This window comes from Parafrankia irregularis (assembly GCF_001536285.1).
Lineage (GTDB): Bacteria > Actinomycetota > Actinomycetes > Frankiales > Frankiaceae > Parafrankia > Parafrankia irregularis.
Map to the genome: position 1 here is coordinate 165,878 of NZ_FAOZ01000017.1, position 16,154 is coordinate 182,031.

At 73.2% G+C, this 16,154-nt stretch carries 10 protein-coding genes; all 10 read right to left on the minus strand.

Features of this window, described 5'->3' with window-relative positions:
* Positions 1-4: 4 nt before the first annotated feature.
* The gene (locus AWX74_RS23560) at positions 5-6,667 is read right to left on the minus strand and encodes a type I polyketide synthase (RefSeq protein WP_091280968.1); all 6,663 of its coding nucleotides are present in this window, start codon (positions 6,665-6,667) and stop codon (positions 5-7) included.
* A gap of 61 nt (positions 6,668-6,728) precedes the next feature.
* On the minus strand, positions 6,729-7,589 hold the full coding sequence (gene fabD, locus AWX74_RS23565) for an ACP S-malonyltransferase (protein ID WP_091280971.1): 861 nt from the start codon (positions 7,587-7,589) through the stop codon (positions 6,729-6,731).
* Positions 7,590-7,670: 81 nt separating this feature from the next.
* A complete protein-coding gene (locus AWX74_RS40855) occupies positions 7,671-7,937 on the minus strand; it encodes an acyl carrier protein (protein WP_091280974.1) in 267 nt (88 codons plus the stop codon).
* A gap of 350 nt (positions 7,938-8,287) precedes the next feature.
* A complete protein-coding gene (locus tag AWX74_RS23575; RefSeq protein WP_091281038.1) occupies positions 8,288-8,485 on the minus strand; it encodes a ferredoxin in 198 nt (65 codons plus the stop codon).
* Between the two features lie 119 nt (positions 8,486-8,604).
* The gene (locus AWX74_RS23580; RefSeq protein ID WP_091280977.1) at positions 8,605-9,846 is read right to left on the minus strand and encodes a cytochrome P450; all 1,242 of its coding nucleotides are present in this window, start codon (positions 9,844-9,846) and stop codon (positions 8,605-8,607) included.
* Positions 9,847-10,197: 351 nt separating this feature from the next.
* Positions 10,198-11,208, minus strand: coding sequence for an alpha/beta hydrolase (locus tag AWX74_RS23585; RefSeq protein ID WP_091280981.1), 1,011 nt, complete (start codon positions 11,206-11,208; stop codon positions 10,198-10,200).
* The gene (locus AWX74_RS23590) at positions 11,205-12,125 is read right to left on the minus strand and encodes a 2-oxo acid dehydrogenase subunit E2 (protein ID WP_091280984.1); all 921 of its coding nucleotides are present in this window, start codon (positions 12,123-12,125) and stop codon (positions 11,205-11,207) included. The genes AWX74_RS23585 and AWX74_RS23590 overlap by 4 nt, the downstream gene beginning before the upstream one ends.
* Positions 12,122-12,349 carry an acyl carrier protein gene (locus tag AWX74_RS23595; protein WP_054569483.1) on the minus strand — a complete coding sequence of 76 codons (228 nt, stop codon included), beginning with the start codon at positions 12,347-12,349 and terminating at the stop codon, positions 12,122-12,124. The genes AWX74_RS23590 and AWX74_RS23595 overlap by 4 nt, the downstream gene beginning before the upstream one ends.
* Positions 12,346-14,487, minus strand: coding sequence for an HAD-IIIC family phosphatase (locus AWX74_RS23600; RefSeq protein ID WP_242666377.1), 2,142 nt, complete (start codon positions 14,485-14,487; stop codon positions 12,346-12,348). The genes AWX74_RS23595 and AWX74_RS23600 overlap by 4 nt, the downstream gene beginning before the upstream one ends.
* The gene (locus tag AWX74_RS23605; RefSeq protein ID WP_091280987.1) at positions 14,484-15,518 is read right to left on the minus strand and encodes a 3-oxoacyl-ACP synthase III family protein; all 1,035 of its coding nucleotides are present in this window, start codon (positions 15,516-15,518) and stop codon (positions 14,484-14,486) included. Before AWX74_RS23605 ends, AWX74_RS23600 begins: the two co-directional genes overlap by 4 nt.
* Positions 15,519-16,154: the final 636 nt, after the last annotated feature.

The window sequence follows — 16,154 nt, forward strand, 5'->3', positions numbered from 1 at the left end:
GTTCTCAGTCCTCCTGGGTGGCGGCGGGGGCCGCAGCCTCGAACAGTCGCTCCGTCAGGGCGCCGGACAGGGCGCGCATCGTTCCGTACGTCCACAGCAGGGTCGGCGACAGCTTCAGGCCGAACGCCGACTCCAGGCGGTTGCGGAACTCCAGACCCATCAGCGAGTCGAGGCCGAGCGATTTGAACGGCAGGTCCCGCTCGATCGCGGTCGGGTCCAGGCGCAGCACCCGGCTGGCCAGCTCGCGCACCTTGCCCTCGAGCAGCTCACGGCGGTCGTCGCCGTCGCTGGTGCGCAGCCGGGCGAGGAACTCGTTGCCCTGCTCACCCACCGGGGTGCCGTCGCGCGAGGCACGGCGCAGCACGCTCCAGCTCTCCAGTGCGGCGGTGTCCGGGTAGGAGTCGAACCACTGCCGCAGGTCGAGGCGCAGGTAGGCGACGACCTGCCCGTCGGCACCCCGGCCTGCGATGCGCCGGCCCGCGGTCTGCTGGCCCGCGATGTCCTGGCCTGCGGTGTCCTGGCCCGCGGCACCCTGGCCCGCGGTATCCGGACCACCGGCGCCGAGGTAGCCGGCGAGTGCCTGCCACGCCTCCTCGGCGGTGAAGCTGCCCATCCCGCGGTCGGCGAGGCGGGCACCCCGGTTGTCCTCACTCGCCGCCAGCCCGATCTCGGCGAAGGGACCCCACTGCACGCTCAGCCCCGGCCGGCCGCGGCGGCGGCGGGCGACGGCGAGCGCGTCGAGGTAGGCGTTGCCGGCCGCGTAGGCGGCCTGGCCGGCGTTGCCGATCAGCGCCGCGGCCGACGAGAACAGCACGAAGAAGTCGAGCGGGTCGGGGTCGGTCGCGGCGTCGAGGTTGCGGGCACCGTCGACCTTCGGGGCCAGCACCCGCTCGGCCTGCTCGGGCCGCAGGGTCAGGATCGTCGCGTCGTCGAGCAGGCCGGCGGCGTGCACGACACCGCGCAGCGGCGGGAGCGCGGCACGCAGCTCGGTGAGCGCCGCGGTGAGCGCGGCGGCGTCGGCGACGTCGACCTGGCGGGTCTCCACCCGCACGCCCCGGCCCCGCAGGGAGTCGAGGCGGGCGGTCGCGGCTGCGTCCGGCGCGCGGCGGCCCAGCAGCACCAGGCTGCGGGCACCGGAGTCGGCCAGGAACTCGGCGAGGGAAAGGCCGAGCGCCCCGAGCCCACCGCTGATCAGATAGGTCGCGTCGGCGCGGAACCGGCCCTGCGGCATCGGCTCCGGCGCGGCGGGCGGCAGGTCGGCCGGGTCGATCCGCACCACGTACTTGCCGATGTGGTTGCCGTGGGACATGTCCCGCAGCGCCTCCGCCACCTCGGCGAACGGACGGGTGATCACTGGCAGCGGCGGCAGGTCGCGGGCCTCGACCCGGTCCCAGACGTCGCTCAGCAGCCGCGCGAAGCGCACCGGGTGGCGGGTCATCAGCGCGCTCAGGTCGACCGAGTGCAGCCCGATGCCCTTCTGGAAGGCGCTGAGGCTGATGGTGCGCCCACCGTAGATGTCCTTCTTGCCGACCTCGACGAACCGGCCGCCCTCGGCGAGCAGATCCAGGCCGAGCCCGATCGCGGCGCCGGTCAGCGAGTTGAGCACCACGTCGACACCACGCCCGCCGGTCACCGCCCGCGCCTGCTCGGCCCAGCCGAGGTCACGGGAGTCGAAGACATGCTCGATCCCGAGGTCGGCCAGGTGGCGGCGCTTCTCGGCGGTGCCCGCCGTCGCGATCACGGTGGCGCCCAGGTGGCGGGCCACCCCGACGGCGGCCAGACCGAGGCCGCCCGCCGCCGAGTGGATCAGGACCGTCTCGCCCGGGGCGAGGCCGGCCAGGTCGTTCAGGCCGTACCAGGCCGTCGCGGTGACCATCGGCAGCCCGGCGGCGTCGACGTCGGACAGCCAGTCGGGGATCGGGCGGGTGTGGTCGGCGCGCACGGTCAGGTGCGACGCCAGCGCCGGCATCGCGCAGGCGACCACCCGGTCACCGATCGCCGGAGCGGCGACCCCGTCGCCGACGGCCGTCACGATGCCGGCGCATTCGGTGCCGAGCAGCCCGGCGCCGCGCGGGTCGGGGTAGGTGCCCATCGTCTTCATCACGTCGAGGAAGTTCAGCGCGGACGCGGTGACGACCAGCTCGACCTCACCGGGCCCCGGGGGGCGGCGGACCAGCGGACGCAGCGTCAGCCCGTCCCAGCTGCCGGGACGATCCGGGCTCAGCCGCACGGCCTGCTCGGCGCGCCGCCAAGGAGTCACCCCGGCCGCCGGCTCGCCGGCATCCGCTGCGGCGACGGTGGCGGCGACGATCCGGCCGACGTGGCGACGGCCGTCGCGGACCACGACCTGGTCGGTGTCCTCGTCCGGGGCCGACAGCAGCGCCGACAGCCCCGTCACGATGTCGGCCACCCGGCCGCGTGCCCCATGCGTGACGTCGAGCAGCACGGGACGCAGCTCCGGGTGCTCGCGGCCGAGCACCCGACCGAAGCCCCAGTACAGCGCGGCGCCGGGGTCAGGGGCGGCGGGGTCGGCGGCAGCGGACCCGTCGGCGGCAGCGGACCCGTCGAGCGCCTGGGCGGCCGTGGTGACGATCACGAACCGCGGGGTGGTCGGCTGCTCCACGGCGACGGACACGAGCGCGGCCAGTTCGAGCAGCCCGCGGCGCTGCGCGGCGAGACCGGCGTCGGCCGCGGGGGCGAGCACGACGACATGCGTCGGTGCACCGCCCCACGGCGTCGCCGGGTCCGCGAGGTCGTGCTGGGCCGGGGTGACGCCGTGGGCGGTGAGGGCCTCGGCCAGCTCCCGGGCCGTGTCACCGAGGCCCGGGCCGGCGACGACCGCCCAGGTTCCGGCCGCGCCCGCACTCCTCCCACCCGCACTGCCCGCGCCACCCGCACTGCCCGCGCCCCCACCGACCGTGTCCGTCAGCTCCGCCGCGTCGGCGGCCGGGGGCTGTTCGGTGAACTCAAGGCGGTAGTCACGCCACTCCCCCGCGCCCGCCTCGCCGGGGGCGTCGGGGAGGGCCTCCATGCGCAGGCCTTCCATCGTCAGCAGCAGGCGCCGGTCGGCGTCGAAGACGTGGAAGTCCAGGGTGGTCGAGTCGCGGCGCACCGCGTGCGACCACACCGCGGTCGGTGGCTCGGTGAGCGATCCCACCACCCGCACCCGGTCGACCGAACGCGGCACCACGGCTCCGTCGCCTCCGGTCAGGGCCAGGGCGACCTGCAGCGCGGCGTCCCACAACGCCGGATGCAGCTCGTCGGGACGTGCGCCGGCCCGGCACCGTTCGGGCAGCACGACCTCACCGAGCGCCTCGGCACCGGCGGCGCCGTCCGTACCGTCCGCGTCGTCCGTCGCGGGGCCGGCCTGGAACAGCCGGCGCAGGCCGCGGAACGACGGGCCGTAGTTCAGGCCGCGGGCGGCGCACGCCGCGTAGAACTCCTCCGGGTCACCGGTTTCGCCGGCCAGCAGATGCCCGGGGAACAGCGGGTCGCCGTGGGACGCCGGATCACCCAGCGCCGGACCACCGTTGGACGGGACGCCGTGGGACGGAACGCCGACCGGTGCGGCGGCGCCGTGGTGCACCCGGGCGGTGGCATGCGTCGTCCAGTCGGTGGCGCCCGCGGGCAGCGACGACAGGACGAAGCTGCCGCCGCCGCTGACGTCGTCCCGCCACAGCACGCTGACGCGCAGCGGGTCGTCACCGAACGTCAGATCGCTGCGGAACTCGACGTCGGTCAGTGCGCCCGGCACCGCGCCGGTCCGGGCCCGGGCGGTGGCCAGCGCGAGCGCCAACATGCCCACACCGGGCAGGACGACCGCGTCGAACACCCGGTGGTCGACGAACCAGGGGGTGTCGTCGCGGGCCAGCTCCAGCACACCCGTCCAGACATCACTCTCGGTGACGGACGGGGTGAGGGCAACGTCGAGCGCGCCGGCGCGGCGCGGCCCGCCGCGGCCGGCCTCGACCCAGTACGTGCGGCGCTGCCACGGGTAGCCGGGAACGGTTGCCCACGCGTCACGCGGCAGGCGCCCGAACGGCTCCAGGCCGGCGATGTAGGCGCGGCCGAACGCGTGCGCGAGGTCGGCGGCCGTGCCCTCGTCGCGGCGCAGCGTCGTCACCACCCGCGGCGGGTCCTCCCGCGCGCCCGCCAGCTCCTCGACGGCCGGTGCGAGCACCGGATGCGGGCTGATCTCGACGACGTGGGTGACGCCCTCGTCGAACAGGTCTGCCAGCGCGTCGGCGAACATCACCGGCTGGCGCAGGTTGTCGGCCCAGTAGACGGCGTCCAGCTCGCGGCCGGTCAGCAGGGTGCCCCGGACCGTCGACTTCAGCGGGATGTCGCCGGCGCGGGGGCGCACCGGGGCGAGAGCGGCGAGCAGGTCCTCGCGCAGCTCGTCCATCTGCGGGCTGTGTGAGGCGTAGTCGACGTTGACCAGGCGGCAGAACGTGCCGTCGGCCTCCAGCAGCTCCTTCAGCGCGAGCACGGACTCGCCGTCACCGGACAGGACGCACGAGCGCGGCCCGTTGTTGACGGCGAGCGAGACGACCTCCTCGAAACCCTCCAGAGCCGCCCGCGCCGCATCGACGTCCAGGTCGACGGCGAGCATGTGGCCGCGGCCCGAGGCGCGCCGCACGATCACGGCGCGGCGGGCGACGATCAGCGCGGCGTCGTCGTAGCTGAGGATCCCGGCGACGGTGGCCGCGCCGACCTCGCCCTGGCTGTGACCGATGACGACGTCGGGTTCGACGCCGGCCGCGCGCCAGACCTCGGCGAGGGCGACCGACACCGCCCACAGCGCCGGCTGGACCTGGTCGACCCGGGCCAGCCATTCGTCGCCGGCGGCTCCGGCGAGCAGTTCCCGCAGGTCCCAGTCGACGTGGGGGCGCAGCGCCGCGGCGCACCGGTCGATGGTCGCGGCGAACGTCGGGTCGGTGGCGAGCAGGTCCCGGCCCATGGCCGCCCACTGGGAGCCCTGCCCGGGGAACACGAACGCGGTCCGGCCCGCGGCCCGCGCCTTGCCGACGATCAGGTCCGGGCCGTCGGAGGTGTCGCCGGCGGTGAACCGGTCCAGGGCCGCGGCGGCGCCGGACGCGGTGGTGGCGAGGACCGCCAGCCGCGACGTGAACTGGTCGCGCCGCCAGGCCAGCGTCCCCGCCAGCGCCGGGAGCTCCGTCGGCGTCGGCGTCGGCGTCGGCGTCGTCGGCACCGCGTCACCGCCGTCGGCCGGGGCGGGTGCCAGCGTGGCGCGGACGTCGTGGGCCCGGGCGGTGAGCGCCGCGTCGGTCTGCGCCGACAGCGCCAGCAACACGGGCGGCTGGGACGCGGGCGGCTGCTCCACGAGCGGCTGCGCCGCAGGCGATGCCGGGATGCGGGACGCGGCAGGCGGGTCGGTGAGCACCACGTGGGCGTTCGTGCCGCCCCAGCCGAACGAGTTCACGCCGAGAAAGACGGGGGCGTCCGCGGGAAGCCCGACCGGCTCGCCGGTGAGGCGCAGGTTCAGCTCGTCGAAGGGGATGTCGGGGTGCGGGTCGTCGGCGAACAGGCTCGGCGGGACGACCCGGTGCTCCAGCGCGAGCAGCGCCTTGACCAGCCCGGCCATGCCGGCCGCCGGCTCGAGATGGCCGATGTTGGTCTTGACCGACCCGATCGGCAGCGGGCCGGCGCCCGGGGAGCGCCGCGCGCCGAGCACCCGCCCGATGGCACCCGCCTCGACGGGGTCGCCACGGCCTGTTCCGGTGCCGTGCGCCTCGACGTAGGCGACCCGGTCGAGGGGGATGTCCGAGTCCTCGTAGACGGTGCGCAGCAGGTCCTCCTGCCCGCCCGGGTTCGGCGTCACCAGGCTCTCGCCGCCGCCGTCGTTGTTCACCGCGGTGCGGGCGATGACACCGCGGATCCGATCGCCGTCCGCGAGCGCCCGGGCGAGGGTCTTCACATATACCGCCGCGACGCCCTCGCCGCGGACGAAACCGTCGGCGGTGGCGGCGAACGCCTGGCATCGCCCGGTCGGCGACAGGCCGCCGAAGTGGGTCAGGCCGACCGAGCCCTCCGGGGAGAGGATCAGGTTCACGCCCCCGACCAGCGCCGCGTCGATCTCCCCGGCCAACAGTGCCTGGCCGGCCAGGTGCAGCGCCACCAGCGACGACGAGCAGCCCGTCTCGACCGCCAGCGACGGCCCGGTGAGCCCGAGGAAGTACGAGATTCGGGTGGCGGCCATGTCCATCGCCGTCCCGAACGCGCTGTGCTGGGTCGGGGCCGCGCCGCGGTCCTTGCGCAGCAGCTCGTAGTCATGCCAGGACGAGCCAACGTACACGCCGGTGCGGGTGCCGGCGAGGCTCGCGGCCCGGGTCCCCGCGTCCTCCAGCGCCCGCCAGGACGTCTCCAGCATCAGCCGGTGCTGCGGGTCGATCGCGACGGCCTCCCGCGGCGAGATACCGAAGAACGTCGCGTCGAAGTCGCCGACGCCGTCGAGGAAACCGCCGACGTCCTGGATCACCTTCTCCGGGTCCAGCTGGGCGGTGCGGTCCCAACGGTCTGCCGGCACCGGACGGATCGCGTCACCGCGGTCGACGAGCAGCCGCCAGAAGCTGTCGACGTCAGGCGCGCCGGGAAAGCGGCCGGCCACACCCACCACCGCGAGGAGCCGGGACGGTTCCTGCAACACATCGATCTCCCAAACGGTAGGAGTTCCCGAACGGTGGAGTTCCTCGTTCGGGCGGTCCGGTTCACGCGGCGGCGCGCAGCCGTTTCCCGCGGATCCTGGCGACCATTCCCGCAAGCGTTGTTCCAGGGCCCAGCTCGACCAGATCAACCGCACCGGCTGCCAGCAGCAGACGAATGCTGCGCTCCCACTGGACGGGCTCACAGATCTGCCGGGCGAGGGTGTGTGCGATCTCGCCGGGAACGTGCGGGCGGGCCGTCACGTTCGCGATGACCGGAATCTCCGGCGGCGCCAGGTCGAATTCCCGCGCGTACCGTTCGAACTCGACTGCGGCGGGTTTCATGTAGCGGGAGTGGAACGGGCCGCTCACGTTGAGCCGGACGGCCCGGACCGCGGTGCCGGCGGTTTCCCGCAGCAGCCTGTCGACGGCTTCCTGGGGGCCGGCGAGCACGATCTGCCCGGGGGCGTTGTACAGCGCGACGTCCAGCTCCGCCAGGCTCGGGCGGGTGAGCAGGTCGTCGATCTCCTCGGCGGCCAGGCCGAGGACGGCGGCCATCGTCCCCCCGGTGCACCGGCTCATCAGCTCGCCGCGGCGGGCGACGAGCCGCAGCCCGGTGACGAAGTCGAAGACGCCGGCGGCGAACAGGGCGGCGAACTCGCCGATGCTGTGGCCGAGCAGGTAGTCCGGAGGCGTCGGGTCGGCCTGCCGGTGCCGCAGATAGGCCAGCGCCTCGACGACGTACAGGGCCGGCTGCGCGTACTGGGTGAGCAGCAGGGCACCGTCCGGGTTCTCGACGCACAGCTCGGCGACGGAGTACCCGAGCACCGCGTCGGCGGCGGCCACCAGCTCACCGAAGTCCGCGAAGAGGTCCGCGCCCATTCCCGCCTTCTGGGCACCCTGCCCCGGGAATCCGATCACCTTCATCGTCGTCTCCCGTTCGTCTGTCGGGTGACCGTGACTCGTTCGGCCACGGGGCATCGTTCGGCCACCTGGCGTGGACGTGCGTCAGGCGCCGACGTCGACCGGCTGCGCGAGCTTCTCCACCGCCAGTACCGCGATGTCGGCGATCGTGAAGTCGACGCCGATCTCACCGGCGACGAACAGCACGTCGTAGGTGTTCTTCAGCGCGACGGCGATCTCCACGGCACCGAACGAATCGATGCCGAAACTGCCGATGGCGGCGTCGGACGGGATTTCCTCGACGGGAACCTCGAGACGCTGCGACACGATGTCGATGATGAAGATCTCGATGTCCTCGACCTGCTGGCTCACGGCGCTTCTCCCTCCGGCCGGTGGCCTTCCGACCACCTTGTGGGTACACGGATCGGGCGGTACGCCCACCGGCCGGATGCCGGCGCCGGGAACGTACCGCCCAGGTTCCATGAATTCATTGTCCGACCGGCCGCTAATCTCCTCCTTATACGGCCGCCCGGAGCGTCCGACCGCCGCCGCCGTTGCTGTCGCGCAAAATCTGAGAATTTTGGTCGCCAGGACGACAAAAGCCCTCAGATCTTCGGGCCGAGGGTTCGAGGTTTCGTTGCTGGCGGGCAAAGGTTGAGGATTTTGACTGCTCGCACGACCAGGATCCTCACCTTTTGCCAATCGCCAGGTGGCCTTGCGCGTCAGCCCACCACGGTTATCGCCCGTGCCGGGCACATCCGGGCGGCGGCCTCCCGCACGGCCGCCTGGTACCGCGTGTCGGGAACCGGCTGCAGCACCGTCGACTTCCCGTCCGGGTCGCGCTGCTCGAACACCTCGGGCGCCGCGCGCACGCACTGGCCGGCACCGACGCACAGATCGTGGTCGACGGTGACCCGCATCGTCGTCTCCCCCGCCCGTTCGGCCCCTGCCGGCTGCACTCCTGCCGGCTGCACTCCTGCCGGCTGCACTCCTGCCGGCCGCACCCCTACCGGCTCTGCCCCCACCCGCTGCGCCGGTGTCACCACGTGACCGGCAGCCGGTGCAGGCCGTAGAACAGCGCCTGGTCCTTGAACTGCAGGTCCGCGACCTCACCGTCGACGCGCAGGTCGGGGATGCGGCGGAACAGCTCGGTGAAGACGATCTCCAGCTCCAGCCGGGCGAGGTGCTGCCCGAGGCACTGGTGGATGCCGAAGCCGAACGCCAGATGCGATCGCGAGTTGCGGTGGATGTCGAACGCGTCCGGGTTCGGGAAGACCGCCGGGTCCCGGTTCGCGGCCGCGTTCGGCGCGATCAGCCCGGACCCGGCGGGGATGTGCACGCCGTGGACCTCTATGTCCTCGGTCGCCACCCGGCACGTCACGTGGTCGCCGATGCTGAAGTAGCGCAGCAGCTCGTCGACGACCCGCGGGGCCAGCGCCGGGTCGGCCTTGAACTCGGCGAGGGCCTCGGGCTGCTGGAGCAGCCCGAGCGTGCCCAGCGCGATCATGTTCGCCGTGGTCTCGTGCCCGGCGCCCAGCAGCATCACGGCCATCCCGACGAGGTGGTCGTGGTCGAACACGTCCGCCTCGCGGTACTTGCGGATCAGGGTGCTCAGCAGGTCGTCGCCGAGGTTCTCGGTACGTTCGGCGATGACGCGGCTGAGCAGGCCGCGGACCTGGATGAACGCGTTCTTGCGCTGCTCCTGGGTGCTCTCGTGGCTGAGGATCGCGCCGGTGGCGTGCTGGAAGAGGTCCCGCTCGGAGTAGGGGACACCGAGCAGCTCCGAGATCAGCAGCGACGCGGTCGGGAGCGCGAACTCGTGCACCAGGTCGACCGGGCGGGGACCGTCGAGCAGCCGGGTGACGCCTTCGTCCACGATCTTCTCGATCTGCGGACGCATGGTCTGCACGCGCCGCAGGGTGAACTCCCCGGCGAGCATGTGCCGGTAGAGGGTGTGCTCCGGAGGGTCCATCCAGATCAGGAAGCCCTTGATCTCCCCCGCGAGCGCCGCCGCGCCGGGGAACAGGGCGGGGAAGCCCGGCCGGAGCAGGTTCTTGCTGGCCTTCGGATGCGCCAGCAGATCGCGGGCCACGTCGTGGCGGGTGGTCAGCCAGCCCGCCGTGCCCTCCACGTCGACCACCGGGGTGAGGGGGCCCTTCTCCGCGAGCTCGGAGTAGGCCGCCGGTGGCGCGAACGGGCAGGCCCGGGGCATCGGGAAGGTCGGCGGTACGGAGGTCGGCTGTTCGTGCGTCAGTGCGGGCACCGCCTGCGCTTCGGTCATCTGGCATCTCCAGCATGTCGGATAATGCGTGAGCGTCGAATCACTATCCGCGCGGCCGCTAATCCCAGGCTTATGCCGGCGGAGCGGACAGCAAAATCCAGAGAAGTGGCGGATCCGGGACCATCGGGGATCCCGCGCCGCCGCCGCACCATCGGCAATTCACCTCAAGAGAGACAAAAGGGGCTCAGAGTCGTTTGACAATCCGCAAGAGTTGCGGATTTTGGCTGCCAAAAAGACCAAAATCCTCAGATCTTGCTCGGCAGCAGCGCGGAAGCGGCGGCGGAAGCCCGAGGCTCAAGATTCCACGCGACGGACTCGGTGGCGACGGAGATGCGGCGGAAGCCGGAGCCCTCAGCCGCGCAGGGTGTGGATGGCCGCGGCGACCCACCGCTGGGTCTCCTCGAGATGGCGCGGAGCGCCGTGTTCGTCGTCGTGGCTCAGCACGTGCAGTTCCCGGACGGACCGCTGCAGATGGCCGAGCTCGCCCGGCGGGATGATCTCGTCGCGGTCGCTGGCCATGTAGTAGAGCGGCACCGCGAGGGCGGTCAGCTCGTCGTCCGACAGCGCCCAGTCGCGAATGTGCCCGCCGAGCTGGTCGGCGTCCACCCCGGTCAGGTGGGCGAGGGTGTCGACGGTGATCCGGGGCAGGCCACGCTGCCACTGCGCGTCGGTGAAGAAGTCGGAGATCGGCGCCGCGGCGGTGACGACACCCACGAGGCGGCTGTCGTTGACGGCGCAGCGCAGCGCCAGGTGCCCGCTGAAGCTCAGCGCCATCGCGACCGTGCGGGACGCCTGCGCCCGGTCACCCACCGCGTCCAGCAGGTGGGACAGCGTCTGCCAGCTCTTCGCCGTGTACCCGACGGTGTTCTCGCCGACGCCGGGCATCTCGGTGACGATCCCGGCCATGTCCAGCCCGGTCGCGATCCGCAGCATCGGCGCGTACTGCTCCTTGGCGGCGACGATCCCGCCGGAGATCACCAGCAGTGGCTTCGGTTCCGCCGCGGACAGGCCGACGGCCCAGCCGCGGATCCGGCCCTCCGGCGTCTCGACGTCGAGACGCTCCAGCGCGCTGCCGGTGGCCGAGCGGGCGAACGCGTCGACGCAGTGTGCCTGCGCGGCCCGCCGCGGCGCCCCGTCCGGGAAGGGGAAGCGCGCCATCGCGTGGTAGCGCCAGGCCTCGTCGACCCGGCCGGCCCGGTCGAGCTCCGCCGCCTCGTGTGACCACTCGTGCACCCAGGATCCGGGCTCGTCGCCCGCGTCGGAGACGATCCGGTCACGCAGCCGCTCGAACTCGGCGACCGGGATGCCCTGCGTCTGGGTGTGCACATACCCGAACTGCTTGAGCTCGGCGACGTCGTTCACGCCTGCCCCCCGACGGTCTCGCGAACAGTCGGCCGGACGTCGTCGAGGCTCTCGGCGGAGGTGCTCTCGGTGGACGGGGCCGCGGTGGAAGGGATCGCGGTGGAGGTGCTCTCGGCGGAGGTGCTCTCGGTGGAAGGGATCGCGGCGATGGGCTGCGGCCAGGGCTCCTCCAGGACGCGGCGGATCTCGGCGAGCACGTCCGCGGCCTCGGCACCGTCGATCACGCGGTGGTCGAACGCCAGGCTGAGCCGCAGCACCGGGGCGACCTCGACCCGCCCGTCGCGGGCCACCGGGCGGTCCAGCACCCGGCCGACCCCGAGCGTCACCGTCGTCCCGCCGACGGAGTGGAAGCCGTCCACCGGGCGGTGGCCCAGCGAGGTCACCGCGAACGTCCCGAGCAGCAGCGCGCGGCGCTCCCACGGCCGGGCGGCACGCCAGGCCAGCAGCCGGCCGAGCGGCACCGGCAGCCCCTGGAGCTTGCGGATCGGGGCGAGCGCCGGGGCGGTGTCGGGGTCGAGGTCGCGGAACTGCTCGATGCGGTCCTGGATCGCGTCGAGATCACCGGCGGCGACGTCCGGGACGACGGTGGCGAGCACGACGCGCTGGCCGCCCATGGTCCGGTCGAAGGTGACCTTGCCGTTGACCTGCGGGTGGCGGGCGACCACCGGACGCAGCCAGCCGCGGATCGACGCGTTGGCCTCGGGGTGCGCGGCCAGCGCGCGCCCGCCGGCGGCGACGATGTACGTCACCAGGGACAGCTTCCGTCCGGTGCGTTCCCGGCGGGCGGCGCGGTGCGCCAGCACCTGGGTCATGTCGACCTCGGTGTCCAGGAACACCGGGGAGAAGGACCGGATCTGGTCGAGGAAGTAGAGGGTGTGGCGGCGTGCGGGGGCCACCGGCTCCACGGTCACGCTCACGCTCCCACCGCCAGCGTGTAGACCTCCGCGAGGCTGCGCGCCTCGAGGACGTCCGGCAGCGAGACCCGGGCGCCGGTCTCCCGCTCGATGACGGTCAGCAGGCGCAGCAGGTACACCGAGTCCCAGCCGGGCAGCTCGTCGAACGCGGCCCCGAGCTCCTCCTCTGCCAGAGGCAGCCCGAGCTCGTCCCTGACCAGGACGGCGAACTCCGTCGAGTTGATCATTCATGCTCTCCCAGGAAGACGGTGGTGAGCGCGACGTGGGTCGGCGCGGCGACGATGTCGCGCAGGTCGTGCCGGAAGGTCGTCCCGCCGGTCCCTCCGGTCCCGCCGGGCGACCCGGCGGCGCGGTCGTCGGCTGCGGGGGCCGCGGCGGCGGGTGCGGGTGCGGGGGCCGCGGTGAAGCCGTAGCGGGGGTAGAAGTCGCCGACGATGCCGTTCTTCGCGGTCGGCGCGTACTCGCCGAGCACCTCGCGGGCGCCGGTGTCGCGGGCGTGGTGCAGCAGGGCCACCAGGCAGGCGTGTTCGATGCCGCGGGAGAACACCCGGCAGCTGAGCAGGAAGTTGTCGATCCGCAGGACCGTGCCGCCAGTGCCGCCAGTGCCGCCCGTCCCGGCCGGCCCGTCGAGCCCCGTCCCCGCTGGCCCGTCGAGCCCGATGCGGCGGGCGAGGATCGCGCCGACCAGGCCGTTGTCGCCGAAGCGGTCCGCGGAGTGGATCGCCAGGACCAGCGCGGCGGGGTCGTCGAGCAGTGCCGCCACCGCCGGCGGCTGCAGGCGCCGGGTGGTGAGGTTGAACTGGTTGGTCCGCAGCGTGAGCTGCGACAGCCGCCCGACCTGGGACGCCCGCGCGGCCTCCAGGCGGACGGCGACGCCCAGCTCGCGCAGATAGTCCTCGATGGAGTCGAAGGTGTCCAGGAAGTCGCCGCGGGCGACGTCCTCGCGGTAGCGCGCCGGGCGGGCCCGGTCGTCCGCGGTGACCTCCCGGACGTTGAACCAGCCGTCGGCGAGCAGCCGTTCCACGTGCGACGCCGGCTCGTCGTCGACGTCGACCACGGCGATCTCGGGCAGCTCGCGGCGCACCAGCGCCCGCTCGTAGGGGCTGTCGTCGACGAACACGAAGCTCGACGTGCCGAGGTTGAGCCGGCGGGCCGTCTCCCGCAGGTTCTCCGGTTTGGGCCGCCAGTTCGCGGTGACGTCGGCGAAGTCCTCCGCGCGCAGCGTCAGCCCGGGGTGCTCGGCCAGGATCCGGCGGACCGGCTCGGGATCGTTCTTGCTCACCACCGCCAGCAGGACCCCCTGCGAGCCGATCTGGCGGGCCACCTTCTGGAAGGCGCGGAACGCCTCCCCACGGTAGGTGTCGGCGACCTCGACGCCGTCCGGTCCGTCCTCGCCGAGGATGCCGCCCCAGACCGTCCCGTCGAGGTCGAGCACCAGGCATTTGCGGGTCTGCCCGGCGACCAGGCGGGCCAGATGGCCGACCTCGCGGGCGTAGGCGGCGAGCAGGCCCGGAGCCAGGTGAGCCTTGGCGTAGACGCTCAGCCGCGGGTCACGGGCCGCCGTCCCGTCCGCGAGGATCGGGTCGAGGTCCAGCACGACGACGGACGGACGGTCCTCGGCCAGCCCGAGCAGGGCCGTGGCCGCACGCCGCCACAGCGCGCCCAGCGAGGCCCGGGAGCGGTAGTCGACGAGCTGCCCGGCGAGCAGCCGGGGCAGTGGCAGGGTGTTGAGCACCAGGGTCCCCCGGCCCGTCGCCTGGAACCGGTCGGCGAGCCCGGTCAGCAGCCGGACCTTCTCGTCGACGATCTTCTCCAGGTCGGCGAGCGTCCACGGGACGGGCAGCTCGTCCACCACGATCATCGGGTCCAGCACGCACAGGACGAGGTCCGCGCCGGCCGCGTACAGCGCGCTGCCCGGGTCGGTCAGGTCGAACACGTAGCTGTCGAACGGGGAGACGACGGGGTCGAGGACCAGGCCGTGCCGGGCCAGCTCCGCGGTGAGCGGCGCGACGAGCGGTGACAGGGTGCCGTGCCCGGTGATCGCGATCTTCACCACCGGGGCCGTCGGATGGTGTCGCCGCACCTCGGCCGCCGGGACCCGGGCCAGCAACGCGCCCGCCCGAGCCAGCTCCTCCGGCCCGAGCCCGGCCAGCAGGGGCGCGACCAGCGGGTAGCGGGCGGCGAGCTCACCGGCGCGGTGCAGCTCCAGCAGGGTGCTCGCGCCTGGGGGGTTGCTCGTGCCTTCGGAGGTGCTCGCCCCTTCGGAGCTGCTCGCGCCGTCGAGGGTGCTCGCGCCTTCGGAGGTGCTCGCGCCGTCGAGGGTGCTCGCGCCTTCGGAGGTGCTCGCGCCGTCGAGGGTGCTCACGCCTTCTCCACGGCGAAGCCGGCCCGGATCCACTTGGAGGACTCGACCGAGACGCCGACCGCCCGGTCGCCGCTCGTCATCCGGTCGAGGATCCGTTCGAGCTGGAAGAACGGGGTGGCGTTGCCGGTGTTGCCGGTCCGGCGCACACAGCTGACCTCCTGCGCGCCGGGCAGCGCGAGGCGCTCCATGATCTGGGTCGTCATCCGCCCCGACAGCTGCGGCGGCAGAACGTAGTCGACGTCGCCGGGCTTCCAGCCGACGTCCGCCAGCAGCTCGGCGAGGATCTCCTCGCTCATCACCGGGACCAGTTCCTCGATGGCCTTGTAGTCCTCGGCGACAGTCGGCGAGTCCGGGCCGGGCGGGCGGGCCCCGAACCAGTCCAGCGACTGGCCCGGTGCCCGGCCGAGACCGGTGAGTCGGGTGCTCACCTGCCGGATCGTCACCGCCGCCGGGGTGGGGTCGACGCTCAGCACCGCCGCGCCCGCGCCGTCACCGAACAGCATGTAGTTGATCAGTTCGCGGGGTGGCAGCCGGGAGAAGTCCGCGCCGTAGTCGAAGACCTTCGTGCCGACGTCGCCGCCGAGCACCAGCGCCGTGCGGGGGCCGCCCGCGACCAGCAGCCGGGACGCGACCGCGAGGGCCTGGAACGCCCCCGTGCAGCCGGACTGGAGCTGGAAGGTCGGCACCCCGTCGATGCCGAGCCGGTCGGCGACGACGTTGACGGTGGTCGGCATCAGCTTGTCCGGGGTGGCCGTGCCCATCACGATCAGGTCGACAGCGTCCGGCCCCAGGCCGGCGGCGGCCAGGGCCAGCCGGGCGGCGGTCTCCCCCAGGTCCGCCAGCGTGGACACCACCTCGCCGCTGTCCAGGTCGACGGACATGTGGCGGGTGTCGGTCCCGACGAAGTGGTCGATCCACTGTCCCCAGTAGGTGTCCAGGCCGAGCCGGGCGGCGAGCGTCGGGTTGTCCACCGGCGCCCCCGGCAGGGCGGTCCCCACCCCGAGAATGTGCACGTCCGAAGCGTCCGTCACCGGTTTCCTCCAGCTGTCGTGCTGTTTCCGGAACGGACGTCATCGTCGCCGCGCCGGCTAACGTCGCCCTAAGCCGGCGTCCAGGCAGCTCCGGGCCGCCGGGCGGCGGAGCGCCGGGCGGCGGAGCGCCGGGCAGTCGAGACCCCTGGCAGCGCAGATGGGTCGCCACCTTCCGCCTGTCACAGACCGACGCCGATCAAGATCGCCAGTCGGCGGGCAGAGAGGTTCGCGCTCCGCGAACGCGGCCGGACCTCCGCGCGCCCGAGCGCCCGGGCGCGCCCGGTAGCCCCATGGCGCGGTTTGGCGAGTCGTAAGAGTGAAGGATTTTGGTCGTTCCAACGAGGTGGTCTCAGTCGGTCATTGCACACCTGTCTGGATGGGGGTGTGGGATGCCGGCTGGTCGGCGACCGTTGGGGTGGGATGTGCGTGGAAAGTTCTGGGATGCGTATGGGGCGGGAGACAGCATCACGGTGGCGGCGGGGAGAGCGGGAGTGAGTTCGTCGGCGGCTCGGTTGTGGATGCTGGCGGTGGGTGGGGTCCGGCCGCGGCCACCACAGCCGCGGTCACCGTTGCGGTTGTCGATGGCGGAGCGGGAGGAGATCTCGCGGGGCCTGGCGGAAGAGCTGAGTTTCTCCG